Origin of the sequence: Micromonospora sp. WMMA1976 (assembly GCF_027497335.1) — a bacterium.
GTDB lineage: Bacteria > Actinomycetota > Actinomycetes > Mycobacteriales > Micromonosporaceae > Micromonospora > Micromonospora aurantiaca.
In genome coordinates this window covers 1661564-1681209 of the sequence record NZ_CP114912.1, presented here as the reverse complement: position 1 = coordinate 1681209, position 19646 = coordinate 1661564, and the positions used below count along the sequence as shown (strand labels likewise).

Below are 19646 nucleotides of genomic sequence, written 5' to 3'. Positions count from 1 at the left end.
CCATGGCTCGATCATCAGCGGGTCATCGGAACAGGAGGCAGCACCGATGCTGAGACGTCCACACAGATGGGGCCCGGCCCGGCGGCTGGTGAGCGCGGGCGCCGCCCTGGTGCTCGCCGCCACCGCGCTGGCCGCTACCGGCACCGCGGCACAGGCGGAGACGGGCGCGGGCGCGTCGGCCGGCGACAAGATCCGCCCCGAACTCACCCGGCAGCTCCAGGGCAAGAGCGAGGGCGACTTCTGGATCCACTTCGGCGCCAAGGCGGACCTGAGCAAGGCCGCCGCGATCAAGGACTGGAACGAGCGCGGCGCCGCCGTCGCGGCGGCGTTGAAGAAGACCGCCGCCGACAGCCAGTCGAAGATCCGGGCCGAGCTGGACCGCTCGGGCACGAAGTACCAGACCTTCTGGGCGACGAACGCCATCAAGGTCACCGACGGGTCGCTGACCATGGCGCAGAACTTCGCCGCCCACTCCGAGGTGGACGGTCTGTACGCACCGGTGGAGTACAAGCTGCCGGAGACCACGAAGGGCACCGACGAGAAGTCGGCGAACGCCCTGGAGTGGGGCATCGCCAACATCAACGCCGACGACGTCTGGTCCCAGTACGGCGTCAAGGGCGCCGGGATCACCGTGGCGAGCATCGACAGTGGCGTCCAGTTCGACCACCCGGCGCTGGTGAACGCCTACCGCGGCAACAACGGTGACGGCACCTTCGACCACGACTACAACTGGTTCGACGCTGCCGGCGAGTGCGCCACCGCACCATGCGACTCCGACGGCCACGGCACGCACACCATGGGCACCATGGCCGGCGCCGACGGGGCCAACCAGATCGGTGTCGCCCCCGAGGTCAAGTGGATCGCCGCGAACGGCTGCTGCCCGTCCGACGCCGCGCTGATCTCCTCCGGGCAGTGGATGCTGGAGCCCACCGACCTCGCCGGGCAGAACCCGGACGCCAGCAAGCGCCCCAACATCATCAACAACTCGTGGGGCACCAGGACGCCGTCGAACGAGCCGTTCATGGAGGACGTCACCGACGCGTGGAACGCCTCCGGCATCTTCGGCGTCTGGTCCAACGGCAACAACGGCCCGTCCTGCCAGACCAGCGGCTCGCCGGGCAGCCTGGCGAGCAACTACTCGGCCGGCGCGTACGACATCAACAACAACATCGCCAGCTTCTCGTCCCGGGGCACCGGGCAGAACGGCGAGATCAAGCCGAACATCTCGGCGCCGGGTGTGAACGTGCGCTCCAGTGTGCCGACCGACTCGTACGCCAGCATCAGCGGCACCTCGATGGCGGCGCCGCACCTGGCCGGCGCGATCGCGCTGCTCTGGTCGGCGGCGCCCACCCTGGTCGGGGACGTCACGGCGACCCGCGCGCTGCTCGACGACGCGGCCATCGACAAGGGTGACACCCAGTGCGGCGGCACCACCGACGACAACAACGTCTACGGTGAGGGCCGCCTGGACGCGCTCGCGCTGCTCGCCGCCGCCCCGATCGGCGACAACGGCACGCTGGCCGGCAAGGTCACCGACGCCGCCACCGGTGCCGAAATCGCCGGCGCGACCGTCACCCTGACCGGCCCGGCGGACCGCACGCTGACCACCGGCGCGGACGGGACGTACTCCTCGCTCCTGCCGGCCGGCGACTACCAGGTGGTCGTCTCGGCCTTCGGGTACGCGACCCGCACGCTGTCCGCGACGATCACCGCGAACACGACCACCACGCTCGACGTCGCGCTCACCGCGGTACCCAGCGTCACGGTCAGCGGGCAGGTCACCGACGGGTCCGGGCACGGCTGGCCGCTGTACGCGAAGGTGAGCGTCGAGGGCACGCCGATCTCCGACTACACGACGCCGGCGACCGGCCGCTACAGCCTGTCGCTGCCGTCCGGTGCGACGTACCGCCTCACCGTCGAGCCGCAGTACGCCGGCTACCTGACCACCACCAAGGAGGTCACCGTCGGCACGGGCAACGTGACCGCCAACATCGCGGTGCAGGCGAACCCGGAGGCGTGCACCACCGCCCCCGGCTACACCGTCAGCTCCGACGGCGAGTACGAGACGTTCGACGGCACCGGTGTCCCGGACGGCTGGAGCGTGGTGGACAACGCCGGCACCGGCCAGGTCTGGGAGTTCACCGACGCCGGTGAGCGCGGCAACCTGACCGGCGGCAGCGGCAACTTCGCCATCATCGACAGCGACAACTACGGCAGCGGCGGGCGGCAGGACACGTCGCTGGTCAGCCCGGTGGTCGACCTGACCGGCGTGACCACGCCGGTGATCCGCTTCAACCAGGACTACAACTGGCTCAACAGCGACCGCGCGGACGTCGACCTGAGCCTGGACGGCGGCACCACGTGGAGCAACGTGCTCCGGCAGGCCGCCGACGTGCGCGGCCCGCGGGTGACCGAGGTGCCGATCCCGCAGGCGGCCGGCCAGTCGCAGGTGCGGGTGCGCTTCCACTACTACGAGGCGAGCTGGGAATGGTGGTGGCAGGTCGACAACGTCCTCATCGGCAGCAAGCTCGTCTGCAAGCCGGTCACGGGCGGCCTGGTGCTCGGCCACGTCCGCGACAAGAACGACAACGGCTACCTCAACGGCGCCACGGTGACCAGCAAGGACCGTCCGGCGGAGAAGGCCACCACGGTCGCCACGCCCGACGACACCGAGCTGCCCGACGGCTTCTACTGGATGTTCTCCTCGCTGACCGGGACGCACCCGTTCACCGCCGGCGCGGGCAACTACGTGAGCCAGACCAAGCAGGTCACGGTCGAGGAGGACTGGGCCACCGCGGCCAACTTCCAGCTCGCCGCCGGCCGGCTGTCGGTGAAGCCGACCTCGATCACCGGCACGGTCCGGATGCCGAGCGGGAAGGTCAGCAAGACGTTCACCGTCACGAACACCGGCGGGGCCCCGGTCACCGCCGAGTTCAGTGAGCGCGACGGCGGGTTCGTACTGCAACGGGCCGACGGCTCCCAGCTGTCCGAGCAGGCCCTGCTCGGCTCCACCGGCGCGCCGGCGCAACGGCTGACTGCCGCCACGTCGTTCGCGGCCCGCTCGTCGGGCAAGTCGTCGAACGCGATCGCCGCCGCCGCACCGCAGGCGGACCCCTGGACCACCATCCCGGGCTACCCGGCGAACGTGATGGACAACCGGGTCGTCAACGTCGACGGCACCGTCTACTCCATCGCCGGTGGCGACGGCACCGCGTCGAGCGCCAAGAACTACAAGTACGACCCGATCACCCAGACGTGGACGGGGATCGCCGACCTGCCCGGCGCGCGCAACGCCATGACGGTCGGCGTGATCGACGGCAAGATCATCGCCACCGGCGGCTGGGGTGCCGCCGGTCCGGACGCCGCCACCTTCTCGTACGACCCGGCGGCGAACACGTGGACCCGCAAGGCCGACAACCCGGCGCCGCGCGCGGCGGCCGGCCAGGCGGTCGCGGACGGCAAGCTGTACGCGATCGGCGGCTGCACCACCGCGAGCTGCACGCCGATGGCCAACTCGGTGGTCCGGTACGACCCGGGCGCCGACGCCTGGGAGACGCTGCCGGCGTACCCGAAGTCGGTGGCGTTCCTGTCCTGCGGCGGGATCGACGGCACCGTCTACTGCACCGGCGGCAACGACGGCACCACGTCGCAGAAGGTCGGTTACGCCTTCGACCCGGCCGCAGGAGCCTGGACCGCCATCCCGGACGCGCCGGCCGACAGCTGGGCCTCCTCGTACGCCGTCGCAGGCGGCAAGCTGCTGGTCGTCGGCGGGTCGCAGGGCGGCGCCATCACCAACGCCGGCTTCGCGTTCGACCCGGCGACCAACTCGTGGGCCAACCTGCCCAACGCCAACGCCCCCCGCTACCGGGGTGGCGCGGCCTGCGGGTTCTACAAGATCGGTGGTTCGTCGGGCGGCTTCACGGCCACCAAGGACAGCGAGGTCCTGCCCGGCTTCGGCGAGTGCGCCGAGGGCACTGCCGACGTGAGCTGGCTGACCGTCGACAAGTCGAAGGTCACGCTGGCGCCGGGTGAGAAGGTGACCGTCACGGTCGGCATGACCGCGAACGTCGACCAGCCCGGCACGTACTCGGCATCAGTGGTGATCAAGGAGAACACCCCGTACACGGTGGAGCCGGTGACGGTGACGATGATCGCGCAGCCGCCGACCACCTGGGGCAAGCTGTCCGGCACGGTCTCCGGCAAGAGCTGCCAGGGCGCCACCGCGCCGCTGGCAGGCGTGACAGTGCAGGTCGACTCCTGGGCGAACTCGTACACCTTCACCACCGACGCCCAGGGCCGGTACGCCTACTGGATGGACCGGCGCAACAACCCGCTGACGCTGATCGTCGCAAAGGACGGCTGGAAGCCCCAGACGCGCCAGACGAAGATCAACAGCAGCACGCCCACGGTGGAGGACTTCACCCTCTCCCCCACCCGCTGCTGACCTCAGCACCGACGAGGACGGCCCGCCCGGCACACACCGGGCGGGTCGTCCCACTCCTGTTGGTCCGTGAGTGGAGACCACCACGGCTCCCGGCTCCCGGCCGGCAGCTGCCCGAACGAGCATCCGCCCACGCCACCCCACAAGCCCCGGCGATCTTGCACTTGCAGCCCTGGCAAAGTGCGCCAAAGGGACACGCCGGGGGCCAAAAGTGCAAGATCGCCGAGCCAGGGGTGGGGTGGGTGGGTGGGTCAGGACTGTCAGGGGGTGAGGCGGAAACCTACGCCTCGGACGGCGTGGATCGTGGCGGAAGCGTCGAGGCGGCCCAACTTGCGGCGGAGGCGGCGGACCACCGAGTGCATGTCGGAGCCCCGTCCCAAGTGGTCGTTGCCCCAGACGGCGCGGTGCAGCCGGGCGTACGTCCACACCTGACCGGGCGTGCCGGCCAGGCAGACGATCAGGTCGTGCTCCAGGGGCGTCAGCCCGATCTCCCGCTCCCGCCAGCGCAGCACCCGCCGGTCGGAGTCGACGGCCAGATCCCGCCGGGGTGGCTCGGCCGGCGCCTCGTCAGCCGCGGGCGGCTGCGGCGCCGGGGCCAGCGCGGGCCTGCGCACCAGGTCGAGGAAACGGCGGGCCTGATGGGCGCTGGACACGATCAGGAAGGACTCGGTGCCGCCGAGCAGTTGGGCGAGCTGCCGGCGCTCGGCCGACGAGGACGCGATGCCGATGACCAAGGACGGGAGCCCTGTCATCCGTTCCCACCTTTCCGGCAGGCCGAACCACAACGCCGGGCGGTCGCCAGGCACGACGTTGCGGAGGCACCTGGCTTGCGGAGTTCGACCCGAGGGGTGTGGGAGCTGCGGTTTCGTGAGGCTTCGGGGTGAACTACCGGGATCATATAGCTGAGCACCGATGATTGGTATAGCAGTTAACGTCGATGTAACTGCGTGCAACAAGGTGTTCGAGGCAACGTGCGCCGGGCCGTGTTCGGCACGCGCGTACCGATGAGAGACGGGGCGTACGGCGGTCCAATGCGTGTGATCACCCACCTGCTCTGCCTGCCCGACGGGACGCCGACCCGCGCGGACATCGCGGCCCGCTGCGCCGACCTGGCCGAGGCGCTGCGCGGCCGCGACCGGGGCGTGGTGGTGTGCGACGTGTCCGCGGTGAGCGCGCCCGACCTGGTCACGGTCGAGGTGCTGGCACGGATGCGGCTGACCGCGCGGCGGTTCGGCTGGCGGCTGGAGGTACGCGGGGCCTGCGACGAGCTACGCGAGCTCGCCGGCCTGCTCGGGCTGGCCGGCACCCTCCTCGAGCCGGTCCGGCAGTCCGAACAACGGGAACAGGCGCTCGACGTCGAGGAAGTTGTTGAGCGACGTGATCCGGCCGCCGGAGACACCGATCACGATCAGCGCCCAGGGCACGTGGCCTGAGCCGTCGGGGTCGCGCCGGTAGTGCCCGAACGCCGGCATCCCGTTGGCGGCGGTCGGCACCAGGCGGGAGCCGCGGCAGCCGCTGCCGGTGCCGGCCATCCACGCCGCGATGTGCTCGGGGCCGCGCAGCCACAGCGGCAGCGGCGGCATCGACAGCGTCGCGTCCTCGTGCAGCAGCGCGGTGAGCGCCGTCAGGTCGTACGCCTCGAAGGCCCGCACGTAGCGGGCGAGCAGCGCCTGCTGCTCGCTGTCGAGCGGCCGGCGCACGTCGGCCTCGGTGTCGGCCGAGGCGAGCGTGGCGCGCGCCCGTTGCAGCGCGCTGTTGACGCTCGCCACCGACGTGTCGAGCAGGTCGGCGACCTCCTGGGCCGACCACGCCAGCACCTCGCGCAGGATCAGCACGGCCCGCTGTTTCGGCGGCAGGTGCTGCAACGCCGCGACGAACGCCAGCCGGACCGACTCCCGGCCGGCCACCACCTCGGCCGGGTCGGCGACCTCCGGCAGCACCCGGTCGTCGGGCGCCGGGCCGAGCCAGATCTGCTCCGGGCGGGGCTCGCCGGGGTGGGTGGCGGTGCCGACGCCGGCCGGACCGAGGTCCATCGGCCGGACCCGGCGCTGCGCGCTGGTGGACATGGACAGGCAGACGTTCGTCGCGATCCGGTAGAGCCAGGTCCGCAGCGCGGACCGCCCCTCGAACTTGTCGAAATTACGCCAGGCACGGACGAATGTGTCCTGTACCGCGTCCTCGGCCTCGAAGGCCGAACCCAGCATCCGGTAGCAGTAGCCGGTCAGCTCCGACCGGTACTCCTCGAGTTGCGCCTCGACGGGGACGCTCGCCACCTCGCTCACCCCGCCGAAACTAGCCCACATGCTGCGTCAATGCGAGCACGTTCGGGCCCGCACCGATGAGTCCGTGCCGCCCGGCCGGTCCACCAGCCGTCAGGTCACCACGTCCGAGGAGCACCGATGACCACAGCGCAGCGCGACGAGACACAGGCCCCGGGGCGGTACGCCGACGTCAACGGCGTCCACCTCTACTACGAGACGCACGGCGAGGGCCGGCCGATGATCCTGCTGCACGGCGGCCTCACCTCGGGTGAGATGTTCGCGCCGCTCCTGCCCACGCTGGCCGCCCGGCACCAGGTGATCGTGGTGGACCTCCAGGGGCACGGCCGCACCGCCGACGTGGACCGGCCGCTCGACATGGCGCTGATGGCCGACGACGTGGCCGCGCTGATCGACCACCTCGGGCTGGACCGCCCGGACGTGGTCGGCTTCTCTCTCGGCGGCGGCGTCGCCCTGCACACCGGTTTCCGGCACCCCGACAGGATCGGCCGGCTGGTCGCCGCGTCCGCGCACATCCGCCGCGACGCCGTCTACCCGGAACTGCTGGCGCAGCAGGGTCAGGTCGGCGCCGCGGCGGCCGAGTACATGAAGGACACGCCGATGTACGAGCTGTACCAGCGGGTCGCGCCGCGTCCGGAGGACTTCCCCCGGCTGCTCGACAAGATCGGCGAGGCGATGCGGACGGACTTCGACTTCACCGAGCAGGTCCGTGCCCTGCGGGTGCCGACGCTCGTGGTGGCCGCCGACGCCGACATGGCCCCGCCGAGCCACTTCGTCGAGGTGTTCGGGCTGCTCGACGGCGGCCGGCGCGACGGCGGCTGGACGGGTGAGGGCCGCCCGGCGGGCGGACACGCGCTGGCGATCCTGCCCGGCCTGACCCACTACGACATCGACCAGTCGCCGCTGTTCGCCGCGGTCACCCTGGACTTCCTCGACCGCGGCCGCTGACCCGCGCGCGTGTGCCGCGTCCCGTACCGGGGTACCGCTTGCGCAGGAGCACCGGTGAGGAGGACGAGATGACCGACCCCAGGTACGCACCGATCGGGCTGGCCGCCGCCGGGCGGCTGGTCCCCGACGACGGACAGACCGACGGTGGTGAGGTCGTCGGCGCCGACGACGCGGCTGCCGACGCCGCCCGGGCCGGCGCCGACGTGGACCTGTCGCGGGCCGACCGGGACAGCGACGGCACCCCGGTGGGCGCCGCCGACGCCGAGGCCGACCGCAGGCGCGCGGCCGGCGAGTGACGATCTCCGCCCCGCCATCCGTACGACGGTGGCGGGGCGGAGCCGTCCTCAGCCGTCGACCGGCAGTTCCACGTCGGGCAGGTGCCCGAGCGCCCGGATCGCGGTGACCGCGGCGTACCCGTCGGCCAGCCAGGCGATGTCGGTGCCGGGGACCGCGCGGACCGCGCTCGCCTCCACCGCCGTCCGCACGAATCCCTCACCGCGCTCGGCGACGGACACCTGCACCTGACCGAACGGGGCCAGTGTCGCCTGGCGCAGCCCGGCCACCTGGTCGGCCGGCCGGTCCGGCACGTTGAGGTTCAGCACCGTGCCCGGATCCGCGCCGGCCAGCCACGGCAGCAGCGTCGCGGCCAGCTCGGCGGCGCTCGACCAGTGGCGGGACTCGTCGTCCACGCTGTCCAGCACCGCGATCGCCGCGCCACCGCTGCCGGCGCTCGCCGCCGCCGCGGTGAGCACGTCGAGCGACACGGCGAGCGCCCGGATGCCGTTGTTGCCGGCGGTCAGCGCCGCGCCGACGGTGCCGGAGTGCAGGACCGCGTGGCCCGCGTTGGCGCCCCTGTTGATGCCGGACAGCAGCAGGTCCGGCACCGGCCCGAACACACCCAGGCCGGCCAGCACCGCGATGTACGCCGGGGAGGCCGCCACCGCGTACGCGGGCACACCCGGCAGGCCGTCCAGCTCGGTCTCGCGGAACACCAGACGCCCGTCGTCGGTCACCGCCGACAGCGCCGCGCTCATCCCGCTCGCCTCGGCCTCCGGCGCCGCGACCACCACGTCCATCCCCCGTTCGTACGCGGCCCGGGCCAGCGCGCGGATGCCGGGGGCGTGCACACCGTCGTCGTTCGTCACGAGCACCCGTGGCGGCCGGTCAGTCGTCATCGTCGCCGCCGTCCAGCGGGGTCAGCCGCACCCGGCCGGCCAGCTCGCGTACCGCCTCGGCCCGGCCGGTGCCCAGCCCGTGCCGGGTCACGTTGAGCGCTCCGGCGGCGGCGCCGACGTGCAGCGCCTCCCGCAGGTCCCCGCCCCGGGCCAGCACCGCCGCCACCCCGGCGGTCATCGAGTCACCGGCGCCCCGGTGGTCGGCCGGCTCCAGCGGCGGGGCGTGCACCAGCAGCGGCTCGCCGTCCTCCGGCAGCGCCAGCGCGGGCTCCCCCGCGCGGCTGATCAGCACCGTCCGCGCGCCCCGCTCCTGGCACCGGCGGCCGGCGTCGCGCAGCGCCTCGACGCTGTCGTCCTTGGCCAGGCCGTCGTCGAGCAGTTCCTCGTGGCTGACCTTCAGCACGCTCACGCCGCCGTCGAGCACCGCCTCCAGGTACGGCCCGGACAGGTCGGCCACCACTGTGCCGCCGTTGGCGCTCAGATCGGCGGCGAGGCGGCGGTAGATGTCCGGGTCCACCACCTGCGGGTCGGCCGGGCCGCTGAGCACGCTCACCGGCGCGCGCAGCCCCTCGGTGAGCGTCACCGTGTACAGCTCGTCGATGTCGTGCCGCACCATCGGCGCGCCCGGGTGCTCGGCGATCTCGGTCCGCTCGCCGTCGCGCCGGTCGTGCACGTACCAGCCGGTGCCGGACTCCCGCCGCACCATCCGGACCGTGACGTCCTCGTCGTCGAGCAACTTGCGGACCGCGTCGCCCACCTCGCCGCCGAGACCCACGCACATCGTCACCGGTACGCCGAGTGCCGCGATCATCCGGGTCTGCCACACCCCCTGCCCGCCGGGGTGCAGGTGCAGCTCGGGTACGTCGCCCTGCTGCTCGATCGTCACCGTCAGCAGCGGGGCCGGGGCGAACACCATCACCTTCTGCTCCATCCGCCAGTGTTGCCCGCTGACCGGCCCCGGTAATCCCCCCAGGTCAGCGCGGGCGCGCGGCGGCACGGCGGCGCCGCAGGTACGGCAGCGCGAACAGGTAGAGACCGCTGATCAGGAGCAGGGCGAGCGGCAGCAGCGGCACGTAGGAGACCCACACGATCGGGTCCTTCTGCGCCAGCGCCACGAAGGTGATCACGACGGTCACGGTGAAGGCGACGGAGAACCAGCGGTGGAGCTGACGGATGCGCGTATCCATTGATGCCTACCTCCGGGCGGTGGCCTCCCCGGCGGGGTGGCCCGTGCCGGAAACGCTAGGTCGGGGTGCCCGCTCGGGGCTTCTCGATTCCTGACCGGTCCGTGGGACGCCTTGCCCGGCCGCCCTACCCTGCCGACAAGAGCAGCCGATGCCACGGGGGCAGGCATGCAGATCATCGAACACAGCGTCATCGGCACCCGCTCCGCCGTGCTCCGGCTACGCCGTCCCGGCAGCCGGTTGGAGTTCCTGGTGTTCCCGATGCTCCACGTGGCGAGCCCGGCGTTCTACGCGGCGGTCACGAAGCGGCTCCGGGAATGCGACCTGCTCGTCGTCGAGGGCGTCAGCGGCCGATCGGCGGTCGGCTCGGCGTTGACACTCACCTACCGGGCCATGCCGGCAAACCGGCGCTCCGGCCTGGTGACGGACCCCATCCCGTACGCGTCTCTCGGCGTCGAGGTGCTCAACCCGGACGTGTCGGCGGAGGAGTTCACCGGGGGCTGGCGGGTGATGCCGCTGCGGTACCGCCTCCAGATGTGGCTGGTGATCCCGTTCGTGACGGTGATGCAGTTCTTCGGCGGCACCCGGTGTCTGCTCTCACCGGAGATCGAGATGAACGACCTGCCGTCGGCCACCGACGAGCGGTACGCCGACCACGAGTTCACCGAGCACACCGAGCGCGCGCTCGGCGGCGAACGCGACGAGCGGCTGCTCGCCGCGTTGTCCGAGCTGATCCGTACCCGGTCGGCGGAACGCATCGACGTGGCGGTCGTGTACGGCGCCGGGCATGTGCCGGCGATCGTGCGCGGGCTCTTCGAGCTGCACGGATACCGTCCCCGCGCCGCCGAATGGCTCACCGTCCTGGAGCGGTGACCAGAGCGCTCAGGCGGCGTCGGAGCGCCGGACGAACCCGGCGACGGCGAGCGCGCTCATCGTGGTGGCCACGGCGGCGGCGAGCACCAGAAGGTTGGTCTCCACCTGAACCGTACGCATGTACTCGCCGCCGTTCGCGGTGGCCGACGCGTAGCGCACGGCCGCGAGCGGGTTGAGCAGCACCGCGGCGATGCCGGCGGTCCACGCCGTCGCCGGTAGCCGCTCGTCGTCGGGGCGGACGGTCCGCCGGGCGGCCCACCGGCCGAGGGCCGCGAACGTGACGAGCAGCATGACAGGCAGCAGCCAGAGCACGGCGGGCAGCAGGTCACGCAGGGGCACCACGGCGTCGAGCAGCTCCACCAGGAAGCCGGAGCCGTCGTGGGTCACCAGGCCGATCCGGTGGCTGTAGGCGGCGAGCGCGACAAGCGTGCAGCCGATGTGGACGGCGATCAGGGCGACGAGGGCGGACAGTGCGGCGCGGCGGGCGGACACCGGGCCGAGGTTACCGCCCGCGCGCTCCGGCGGTGGGCCGCCAGCTCGCCCGCGCCGGAAGGGTCAGACACTCAGCGCGAGATCGGCCACCTCGGCGGCGCAGCCCCAGGACAGCGTCACCCCCGCGCCGCCGTGCCCGTACGCGTGCACCAGCCGCCCGTCCGCCGGGTCCACCTCGACCCGGGGACCGCCGTGCCGGGCCGGGCGCAGCCCGATCCGCTCCCCCAGCACCGGCGCGTCCGCGAGCTGCGGCACCAGCGCCACGCACCGGCGCCGGATCGCCGCCGCCTCCTCCGGGTCGGGGCGGGTGTGTCCCACCCCGGCCTCGTAGGTGCCGCCGAGCACCACGTCGTGCCGGCGCGGATGCACGTACGTGATGCCCGCCGGGTCGTCCTCGTCGCGCACCGAGACGGTCAGGCCGGGATTCGCCACCAGCAGGACGTGCCCGCGCGCCGGGTACACGGCCGGGTCGGCGGCGAGGCGGCCGGCGGCCAGGCCGGTCGCGTTCACCACGACCGGCGCGACCTTGTACGCCTCGGCGAGCGTGCCCAGCGCGCGGCTGACGACCCGGCCCCCGCCGGCCTCCAGGCGCTGCCGCAGCCAGGCGAGGTAGCTGGTCATCTCCACCGACGGGGCGGTGAACCGCAGCAGCGCGGTGTACGGCGGCTCCGCCGGCTCGGCCGTCAGGTCGCCGCAGGCGTCGGCCCACCAGGGCGGCTCGGTGTAGCGGTGGCGCAGCCACATCCGGGTGGGCCGGTCGACCACCCCCGGCACGCCGTCGGCCGCCTGGCGGCGCAGCTCGGCGTGGGTGTCCCGGGCCCAGCGCAGCACCCGGGGATCCTCCTCGGTGTGGCTCGGGTACCAGACCGCGGCGGCCACCGTCGACACCGTGTCGGCCGGGTCGTGGGCGGTCAGCACGGTGACCCGGGCGCCGCGCCGCTGGAGCGTGAGCGCTGTCGTCATCCCGATCACCCCGCCGCCGACCACCACCACGTCCGCCTTCGTCATGACGCTCATGATGGCGCAGACCCGATCGGAGCGGGTACGCGTCGGACGGGCCGCCGGGGAGGCGGCCCGCCCGGCGGGCGTCAGCCCTTCTGGCCGACCCGGTCCACGATCGCGACGGACAGCACCGCGGACGTGCCCGCCTCCCCGCCCACGCCGAGGAACGCGTACGTCCGCGGGTCGAACACCATCACCATCAGGGCCGGGTTCCCCGGGGAGGACCAGCTGACGCCCACACCGGAGCGGCCCGCACCGTCGGTGGCCTTCTCCACCACCTTCAGGCCCGGCGTCGCGGCGGCGGCCTCGAACAGCGCGGCCCGCGACCGTGGCCTCAGGTACGAGTCGTTGAGCAGGAACATCACGTCCTTGGCGGCGGCGTTGACGTCACCGGGCTCGCCGCTGCGGTGCTTGTCCAGGTAGGCGCGCATCGCGGTGGCGTCGGTGGGCACGGCGGGATCGTAGGCGGGCTCCGGCACGCACGGCTCGGTGCCCGGCATGAGCTGCTGACCCTTGTACCCCTTCGCGCGGCCGTCCCGGCAGCCGGGGAGCACGTATTCCTGTCGGCCGCCCGGCGGGTACTCGACGACCAGGCCGTCCCTGGTCCCGTCCACCGACGCCCAGCTCTCCCGCAGCTCCGCGCCGCCCTGCGAGCGCGTGTAGACGAACTGGTCGGGCCGGGGCTCGACGTCCGGCAGCCGCAACGCCGCCGCCGCCGCGTCGCGCAGCACCTGCCGGGCGTCGGCCCGGGCGGCCGGCGCGCTGCCGCCGATCCGGTCCGGCGCCAGCACCAGCACCGCCGCGAGCGACGCCGCCACCGACGCCGTCGCGACGCCGGCGAGGACCAGCCGCCAGGCCGGCCGTCGCGCCCGCCGAACCGGCGCGGCCTCCGTCGCGGTCAGCGCGCCGACCAACCGGGTACGCGCGGCGCCGAGTCGTTCGCCGGCCGGCAACTCGGTCTCGTCGCCGAGCCGCTGGAGCAGTCTCATCTCATCCATTGCTCAGTACCTCCTCGATGGTGTCGGCCGGTTCGCCGCCGAGCCGTTCCCGCAGCAGCCGGCGCGCCCGGTTCAGCCGGGACCGCACGGTGCCGACCGGGATGGCCAGCGCGGCGGCGACCTCCTCGTACGTCAGGTCCTCCCAGGCGACGAGCAGCAGCACGTCGCGGTCGCCGTCGGCGAGCCCGGCCAGCGCGTCGAGCAGGTGCCGGCGCAGCGACCGCGCAGTCACCTCGGCGGCGACCCGGTCGGCGGGGGACGCCTCGGACGTCGCCGGGTGGTACGCCTGCCGCAGCCGGTACTCCCGTTCCTCGATCCGCCGCTGCTGGGCGACCAGGTTGGTGGCGATCCCGTACAGCCAGGGGCGGGCGTTCGGACAGCCGGTGTCGAACCGCTCCCGGCGCCGGAACGCGGCGAGGAACGTCTCCGCCACCAGGTCGTCAGCGGCCGCGGAGCCGAGGCGCCGCGCCAGGTAGCGGTGGATGTGCGGCGCGTGCCGGTCGAAGATCGCGGCGAAGGTCTCCGGCTCCCGCACGGACCGGGCGACGACCTCGGCGTCGGTGAGCGCGCCGACGTCGACATCCTTCGCCCGTCTCAGTCTTCTCATGCGCGGCCTTTCGGCGAGTGGGGACGTGTCACCTGTTGTCCGCTGCTCGCGTCCGGACGGTTCACGCCCGTGACGGTAGGCCGGTCGGCCGGTCCGTCGTGGACCGTGCGGTCGTACGGGACGGAATCGCTTTGTCCCTCTCGGTTACGCTCGTGGCGTTTGGCCTTGGGGAGGGCTCATGAGTGCGGATCCTTCGATGAGCGGCGACTTCACCCGCATGCTCGACGCGACGATGGCGGCACTTCGGACGGTCGGTCCGCCGCCGGCGGACGAGGCGGAGACGCCGGCGGTGGGCGAGGCCGCCGACGGGCAGGTACGCGCCGAGATGGGGCGCGACGGCAGGCTCCAGTCGCTGCACGTCGAGCCGCGGCTGATGCGGCTCGGTTCCGAGGAGCTGACCGCGCACGTCGTCACCGCCGTGAACGCGGCGATCGACGGGCTGCGCGCCGGCCCGGCCCCGCAGGTCGCGGACATGTCGCAGCTGCGGGAACAGTTGCAGGAGGTACGGGACACGGCCGTACCCCGGCTCGGGTCGTTCCTCGACGCGCTGACCGAGGCGCAGGAGCGGCTGGCGCGCGGCGGGCAGCGATGAGCGGCGGCGGCTTCGAGGTGCACCCGCCGCTGATCCGGGCCGCCGGGCGTGGCGTCACCGACGTGGCCAAGCGGTTCAACGGCGAGCTGGAGGCGTTCGAGGCGCGGATGCAGGGCTACGGCGAGCCGTGGGGCGCCGACGACATCGGGTCGCTGATCGGCGTCGCGTACACCGAGGTGGCGAACTACATCTTCGACTGCCTCGGCATGGCCGCCGACGAGTTCACCTCCGCGGGCGCCGACATCACCGGGATGGCCGACTCGTACGAGCGGGTCGACGAGGACGGCGCGGGCACCATGCGCTCGCTGGCCGGCGGGCTGGGGTGAGCCGTGGGACTGCAACTACCCGGTGAGCTGGTCACCGCGCTCGGCTGGATCGGCTACACCTGGCCGGCCGCCGACGAGGAGAAGCTCTTCGAGATGGGCCAGGCGTGGCTCGAGTTCGGCGGCCGGATCGGGGCGGCAGCCGGCGAGGCGGACGCGGCCGCCGCGCAGGTGTGGACGCAGAACGTCGGCCCGGCGATCGCGGCGTTCCAAAAGTGGTGGGGCGGCGAGCAGAACGGGCCGCTCGTGCTGCACGACAGCATGCCCGCGGCGATGCTGCTCGGCGCCGGGCTGATCATCTGCGCGGCGATCGTGCTGGCGCTGAAGATCGCCGTGATCGTGCAGCTCGCCATCCTCGCGTTCGAGGTAGCCCAGGCGATCGCCACCGCCGTGGTCACGTTCGGCGCCTCGCTGGCCGAGATCCCGATCTTCCAGATCATCACCCGGGAGATCGTCGGCGCGCTCATCGACCAGGTCATCGGGAGACTGCTCGATGCCTAGCCCGAGGCGCGGCCGGGGCGCCGCCGCGAAACCGGCGGCCGGCAAGATCGTCCGCAAGGCGGTCGAGAAGCTGGAGAAGCCGATCGTCCGGGTCACCGGGCCGAACCGGAGCCTGCCCACCAAGGTGGTCCGGGTGGAGCGCCGCGACTTCCATGCCACCGCCCAGTTCCGGCGCAAGATGGCCGCGCTGAAGAAGCTCAGCGACGACGGCAAGCTCTACAAGGCCACCAACCCGGTGCAGCGCGACAAGAGCATCACCGACGGATACAAGGACCGGATCCGGCAGAAGATCTGGGACAAGTACTGGCCGCACGACAAGGACCTCGCCAACCGGCTCAGTCAACGGCTCAGCGACTACCATCCCGACCACGTGTGGGAACTGCAGCTCGGCGGGCCGGACACCGTCGACAACCTCAAGCTGCTGCATGGTAGAACCAACACGGACATCGGCTCCCAGATATGGGGGCAGATCCAGAATCTGCCGGACGGAACCCCGATCCGAATAGAGGTAGTGGATTGACTTCCGATCTCGCGCAGCTTCTCGACGAACTCCGCGCCGACCTGGCCGCGGACGAGCCGGCGAGTCTCGCGTACGGGCAGATCGGCGCGCCCGCCGACGACGGTGACGTGCCGGCGGAGCTGCCGGCCGGACTGCGTGATCTGCTGCTCGCCGCCGACGGCCTGCGGGCCGGGGCGTTCGAGCTGGCCTCGACCGGCCGGCTCGCCGGGGTGCAGTACTTCCTCGACTACGCGCCCGGCTTCTCCCCCGTCCCGCAGGACAAGACCGGCTGGCTGGTCGTCGGCACGCGCAGCGACGAGCCGATCTTCCTGGAGCGGGCGACCGGCGCGGTGTGGTACTTCCCGCCGACCGGCACCGAGTGGTTCATGGGCGACGCGTTCGAGGAGCTGGCGCCCGACCTCGACTCGTTCGTGCACTACTACGTGCTCGGCCCCGGCTACGCCGAGCTGGTCACCGACGACGACGGGTGGTACGCGTTCCTCGACCGGCAGGGCCTGCTCGACGAGGCGGACGAGGTCGACGAGGACGAGGCGCAGCCGTGACCGTCACCCGGGAGCAGCTCACCGCCCTCTGGGGTGAGCGGGGCGTCATCTACTTCCCCGATCAGCGCTTCGACGCGGTCCTCGGGCCGCTCGGGCCGGAGGTGTTCCCGCCCGACGGGGCGCTGCCGGTCGAGGTGCCGATCCTGTTCACCGTCGACGTCTCGGTCCCCGACGTGGAGCTGTTCTCCACGCTGTCGATCGAGCTGGGCGACCAGGGCCCCCGCCCGTACGTCGTGCTGGGCGCCTCCCCGGAGGACCCGGCGCTGCTGTTCTGCCTGGACGCGGGCACCGGCGCGGTGATCCTGCTGGACCTGGAGACACCGAACCTGGAGACGGTGAACAGCACGTTCGCCGCGTTCGTGGAGTTCCTCTACCGGCTCGGACAGCTCATCGCCACCGACCCGGGCGGGCGGGAGCGGGCCGCACGCGCGGCGGCGATCCGCGACGACCTGCGCCCGGTCGACCCGGTCGCGTTCGCGGATCCGGAGTCGTGGTGGAACATGGCCTTCGACGAGCTGGAGTCGACCGCCTGACGTCACCCGGCCGCCGCCGGTGCGGGCACCGCCGCACGGTGCGAGCGGGCCAGCCCGGCGACGAGCAGCAGGTACGCGGCCAGCTCCACCGCCGCCGTCAGCGCCGCCACCGGCTGCGGCATCGCCGCGGTGGGTGTGATGGCGGACCAGGCGAACAGCGCGGTGCCGTCGGCGTCCAACGGATGCGGCACCGCGGCCAGCGCCGCGTCGAGCAGCGGCAGCGCGAGCACCGCCAGCAGTGCCGCCCCGGTCGCGGCGAGCCGCCGGCCCCGCCCGGCCAGCAGCGCGGCGAGCGCCAGCGCGGCGAGTGCGAGCGCCAGCGGCGGCAGCACCGCGAGGACGAGCGCGGGCACGACATCGGCCTGGTCCTGCCCCGATCCGGTCACCCGGGTCAGCGCGGTCCCGGTGCGGACCTCCACGACCCGGGTGCTCGCGGCCACTGCGGCGCCGACGTCGGTGACCCGGACGGCCGCGTACCCGACGACGGGCGCGGCGGCGACCGCCGCGGCGATCAGATGCCAGCGCCGGCTGCGGCCCCGGTACGCGAGCAGCAGCACCGCCACCGCGACTAGCGCCGGCCAGCTGCCGGCGAGCGCCGCGTCGAAGCCGGCCGTGACGTCGAAGCCGCTGCCGGGGCCGCCGTACACCAACCAGGCGGCGTCCCCGGCGCCCGGCTCGGCCGGCATGGTGCGGACCGCGTCCACGACCAGCGGTACGAGCGCCACCGGCACCGCCCAGCGCGGGGCCGGCAGTCCGGCGGCGACGGCGTAGCCGAGCAGCAGCGCCAGGCTCAGCACCTCGGCGCCGCGCCAGAGCGGGGCGGCCACCAGGACGCCGACGACGTGGGCGACGGCGGACACGGCCGCGAGGATCAGCAGCAGCGGGGCGCGACGCACGCGGCAGATCCTTTCACGACATACCAGGCCGCCGCGGCCCGTGATCGTCAGCTGCCGGCCGGCACCTGCTCCTTGACGTCGTCGTAGCCGACCGCGCCCGGCGCCGGCGCCGGGGTGTAGATCACCCGGATCACGCCGGTCGGGTACACCTCGGTCGCGGCCACCCGCAGGTGGTACGGCGCGTCGCCCTCGTCGAACAGCCGGCGGCCCTTGCGGGCGGCGACCGGGTGCACCAGCAGGCGCAGTTCGTCCACCAGGCCCGCGGCGAGCAGTTGCTGCACCACCGAGATCGACCCGGGGATGAGGATGCCCTTGATGCCGGCGTCGGCCTTGAGCGCGCGCACGGCGTCCACCAGGTCACCCTGGATCAGCTCGGAGTTGCGCCAGGAGAACTCCAGCGGCTGGCGGGACACGACGACCTTGCGCATGTCGCCGAGCTGCTTGGCGAACGGCGCGTCCTCACCGCCGGCTGCCTCCCGGTCCGGCCAGGCGCCGGCGAAGCTGTCGTACGTCTCCCGGCCGATCAGCAGCACGTCGGAGGTGTCGTAGTCCTCGGTGACGGCCCGGCCCATGTTCTCGTCGAAGTACGGGAAGTGCCAGTCGGGGTCGATCTCGGCGACACCGTCGGCCGAGATGAACAGCGTGGAGATGACAGTGGCCATCGCGGTGCTCCTTCGCAGTGGGTTCGACGGGTTGACCGCCGCACCGTGTCAAACTCATCGGCCCGCGACGACGTCACCCGGGATCAGAACGAGAAATCCGGTGGCGCGCCCTCGCCCACGCGCCCGTCGACCGCCTCCCGGAGCAGGTCCGCGTGGCCGGTGTGCCGGGCGTACTCCTCGATCATGTCGAGGAGCATCGCGCGGACGGTGGGGGTGCGGCCGTCCGGCCAGGTGAACGACGACGGCCCGGCCAGTCCGCGCTCGGCGACGACGGCGTCGACCAGCCCGCGAGACCGCCGCACCGCCGCCCGCCACAGCGCGTACACGTCGTCCGGCGCCGCCTGGGCGCCGAAACGCCAGTCCCAGTCGGGCTCGGCGTCGAAGTCGACGCCGTCCCACGGCGATCCGTAGCCCTGACCGGCCAGCTTCACCGCCAGCCAGTCCGCCTCGACCAGGGCCATGTGCGCGATCAGACCGCCGAGCGTCATGGTGCTGGCGGCGGTGACCGCGCGCAGGCCCGTCTCGTCGAGCCCGTCGGTCTTCCAGGCGAAGGTCCGCCGGTTGCGCTCCAGGACGGCCAGCAGCGCCTCGGCCTCGGTCTCGGTGGTCGCGTCACCCATCGCCGAAGCATAGGCAGCGGGCGAAATCCGTGGGGGCGGCGGCGGTCCGCCGGTACCGTGCCGGGACGAGACGCGAGAGGGGTACGCGATGACGGAGACGACGACGCTGTGGCGCCCGACCGGTCCACGGGAGCTCGACCTCGTCCGCGCCTCCGGCTGGCGGGCCTGGCCGCCGCGGCTGCCGGACCAGCCGATCTTCTATCCGGTGCTCAACGAGCAGTACGCCGTCATGATCGCCCGGGACTGGAACGTGCCGGCGTCGGGCGCCGGCTACGTGACGCGCTTCCACGTCGAGCGGGCGTTCGCCGCCCGCTACCCGGTCCGGCAGGTGGGTGGCCGGGACATCCTGGAGCTGTGGGTGCCGGCCGAGGAACTGGACGAGTTCAACCGGCACATCGTCGGGCCGATCGAGGTGGTCCACGAGTTCCGGGCGGAGAATCGGCCGGCCTGACCGGCGC

At 73.0% G+C, this 19646-nt stretch carries 23 protein-coding genes and 1 pseudogene; 12 read left to right on the top strand and 12 right to left on the bottom strand.

Annotated features, from left to right (window positions below; translation table 11 throughout):
• Nucleotides 1–46 precede the first annotated feature (46 nt).
• Nucleotides 47–4444, top strand: a complete 4398-nt coding sequence (locus O7546_RS07970) for a S8 family serine peptidase (protein WP_281600681.1) — start codon at nt 47–49, stop codon at nt 4442–4444.
• A 257-nt stretch (nt 4445–4701) separates the two neighbouring features.
• Here the strand turns inward: O7546_RS07970 and O7546_RS07965 are convergent, their stop codons facing one another.
• Nucleotides 4702–5193, bottom strand: a complete 492-nt coding sequence (locus tag O7546_RS07965) for a winged helix-turn-helix domain-containing protein (RefSeq protein ID WP_194800839.1) — start codon at nt 5191–5193, stop codon at nt 4702–4704.
• Nucleotides 5194–5445: 252 nt separating this feature from the next.
• Between O7546_RS07965 and O7546_RS07960 the strand changes: the two are divergent.
• Nucleotides 5446–5679 (top strand): annotated as a pseudogene (locus tag O7546_RS07960) (hypothetical protein); the annotation flags it as partial.
• Nucleotides 5680–5709: 30 nt separating this feature from the next.
• Here O7546_RS07960 and O7546_RS07955 read toward each other — a convergent pair.
• Entirely contained in the window at nt 5710–6744 is a 1035-nt protein-coding gene (locus tag O7546_RS07955) for a sigma-70 family RNA polymerase sigma factor (protein ID WP_194800838.1), read from the bottom strand.
• Between the two features lie 96 nt (nt 6745–6840).
• Between O7546_RS07955 and O7546_RS07950 the strand changes: the two genes are divergently transcribed.
• Both O7546_RS07950 and O7546_RS07945 read left to right on the top strand, forming a co-directional pair.
• The gene (locus tag O7546_RS07950) at nt 6841–7668 is read left to right on the top strand and encodes an alpha/beta fold hydrolase (RefSeq protein ID WP_194800837.1); all 828 of its coding nucleotides are present in this window, start codon (nt 6841–6843) and stop codon (nt 7666–7668) included.
• Between the two features lie 68 nt (nt 7669–7736).
• Nucleotides 7737–7964, top strand: coding sequence for a hypothetical protein (locus O7546_RS07945; protein ID WP_013474689.1), 228 nt, complete (start codon nt 7737–7739; stop codon nt 7962–7964).
• A 48-nt stretch (nt 7965–8012) separates the two neighbouring features.
• Here O7546_RS07945 and O7546_RS07940 read toward each other — a convergent pair whose 3' ends face one another.
• The 3 genes from O7546_RS07940 to O7546_RS07930 are packed head-to-tail and all read right to left on the bottom strand — an operon-like array spanning nt 8013 to nt 10030.
• The gene (locus tag O7546_RS07940; RefSeq protein ID WP_194800836.1) at nt 8013–8843 is read right to left on the bottom strand and encodes a 5'/3'-nucleotidase SurE; all 831 of its coding nucleotides are present in this window, start codon (nt 8841–8843) and stop codon (nt 8013–8015) included.
• Nucleotides 8833–9759: a PfkB family carbohydrate kinase gene (locus tag O7546_RS07935; RefSeq protein ID WP_194801040.1), complete on the bottom strand. Its 927-nt coding sequence runs from the start codon at nt 9757–9759 to the stop codon at nt 8833–8835. The genes O7546_RS07940 and O7546_RS07935 overlap by 11 nt, the downstream gene beginning before the upstream one ends.
• Before the next feature lie 58 nt (nt 9760–9817).
• Nucleotides 9818–10030, bottom strand: coding sequence for a hypothetical protein (locus O7546_RS07930; protein WP_194800835.1), 213 nt, complete (start codon nt 10028–10030; stop codon nt 9818–9820).
• Between the two features lie 165 nt (nt 10031–10195).
• Between O7546_RS07930 and O7546_RS07925 the strand changes: the two genes are divergently transcribed.
• Complete coding sequence (locus tag O7546_RS07925) at nt 10196–10900, top strand: hypothetical protein (protein ID WP_194800834.1); 705 nt, start codon at nt 10196–10198, stop codon at nt 10898–10900.
• 9 nt (nt 10901–10909) lie between these two features.
• On the opposite strand, the gene O7546_RS07920 is transcribed toward O7546_RS07925, so the two are convergent.
• From O7546_RS07920 to O7546_RS07905, 4 genes are all read right to left on the bottom strand, one after another.
• The gene (locus O7546_RS07920) at nt 10910–11392 is read right to left on the bottom strand and encodes a hypothetical protein (protein WP_269696466.1); all 483 of its coding nucleotides are present in this window, start codon (nt 11390–11392) and stop codon (nt 10910–10912) included.
• A 63-nt stretch (nt 11393–11455) separates the two neighbouring features.
• Nucleotides 11456–12409, bottom strand: a complete 954-nt coding sequence (locus O7546_RS07915) for an FAD-dependent oxidoreductase (RefSeq protein ID WP_332367418.1) — start codon at nt 12407–12409, stop codon at nt 11456–11458.
• A gap of 71 nt (nt 12410–12480) precedes the next feature.
• Nucleotides 12481–13392: a CU044_5270 family protein gene (locus O7546_RS07910; RefSeq protein WP_281600680.1), complete on the bottom strand. Its 912-nt coding sequence runs from the start codon at nt 13390–13392 to the stop codon at nt 12481–12483.
• The gene (locus O7546_RS07905) at nt 13385–13999 is read right to left on the bottom strand and encodes an RNA polymerase sigma factor (protein WP_194800831.1); all 615 of its coding nucleotides are present in this window, start codon (nt 13997–13999) and stop codon (nt 13385–13387) included. Before O7546_RS07905 ends, O7546_RS07910 begins: the two co-directional genes overlap by 8 nt.
• Nucleotides 14000–14177: 178 nt before the next feature.
• Here O7546_RS07905 and O7546_RS07900 point away from each other — a divergent pair, with 178 nt between their 5' ends.
• Genes O7546_RS07900 through O7546_RS07875 form a run of 6 tightly spaced genes read left to right on the top strand, consistent with a single transcriptional unit; the run spans nt 14178 to nt 17010 of the window.
• On the top strand, nt 14178–14591 hold the full coding sequence (locus O7546_RS07900) for a YbaB/EbfC family nucleoid-associated protein (protein WP_194800830.1): 414 nt from the start codon (nt 14178–14180) through the stop codon (nt 14589–14591).
• Nucleotides 14588–14917: a hypothetical protein gene (locus O7546_RS07895; protein ID WP_269696463.1), complete on the top strand. Its 330-nt coding sequence runs from the start codon at nt 14588–14590 to the stop codon at nt 14915–14917. The genes O7546_RS07900 and O7546_RS07895 overlap by 4 nt, the downstream gene beginning before the upstream one ends.
• A 3-nt stretch (nt 14918–14920) precedes the next feature.
• Nucleotides 14921–15415, top strand: coding sequence for a hypothetical protein (locus O7546_RS07890; RefSeq protein ID WP_262012143.1), 495 nt, complete (start codon nt 14921–14923; stop codon nt 15413–15415).
• On the top strand, nt 15408–15935 hold the full coding sequence (locus O7546_RS07885) for an endonuclease (protein ID WP_194800828.1): 528 nt from the start codon (nt 15408–15410) through the stop codon (nt 15933–15935). Before O7546_RS07890 ends, O7546_RS07885 begins: the two co-directional genes overlap by 8 nt.
• Nucleotides 15932–16477 carry an SUKH-4 family immunity protein gene (locus O7546_RS07880; RefSeq protein WP_281600679.1) on the top strand — a complete coding sequence of 182 codons (546 nt, stop codon included), beginning with the start codon at nt 15932–15934 and terminating at the stop codon, nt 16475–16477. The genes O7546_RS07885 and O7546_RS07880 overlap by 4 nt, the downstream gene beginning before the upstream one ends.
• A complete protein-coding gene (locus O7546_RS07875) occupies nt 16474–17010 on the top strand; it encodes an SUKH-4 family immunity protein (RefSeq protein WP_194800826.1) in 537 nt (178 codons plus the stop codon). Before O7546_RS07880 ends, O7546_RS07875 begins: the two co-directional genes overlap by 4 nt.
• A 2-nt stretch (nt 17011–17012) precedes the next feature.
• Here O7546_RS07875 and O7546_RS07870 read toward each other — a convergent pair whose 3' ends face one another.
• The 3 genes from O7546_RS07870 to O7546_RS07860 form a co-directional block, all read right to left on the bottom strand.
• A complete protein-coding gene (locus O7546_RS07870) occupies nt 17013–17906 on the bottom strand; it encodes a hypothetical protein (RefSeq protein WP_281600678.1) in 894 nt (297 codons plus the stop codon).
• A gap of 47 nt (nt 17907–17953) precedes the next feature.
• The gene (locus tag O7546_RS07865) at nt 17954–18568 is read right to left on the bottom strand and encodes a dihydrofolate reductase family protein (RefSeq protein ID WP_269696459.1); all 615 of its coding nucleotides are present in this window, start codon (nt 18566–18568) and stop codon (nt 17954–17956) included.
• Nucleotides 18569–18651: 83 nt separating this feature from the next.
• On the bottom strand, nt 18652–19188 hold the full coding sequence (locus tag O7546_RS07860; protein ID WP_194800823.1) for a DinB family protein: 537 nt from the start codon (nt 19186–19188) through the stop codon (nt 18652–18654).
• Between the two features lie 88 nt (nt 19189–19276).
• Here O7546_RS07860 and O7546_RS07855 point away from each other — a divergent pair, with 88 nt between their 5' ends.
• Nucleotides 19277–19639, top strand: coding sequence for a hypothetical protein (locus O7546_RS07855; RefSeq protein WP_043325166.1), 363 nt, complete (start codon nt 19277–19279; stop codon nt 19637–19639).
• Nucleotides 19640–19646 lie beyond the last annotated feature (7 nt).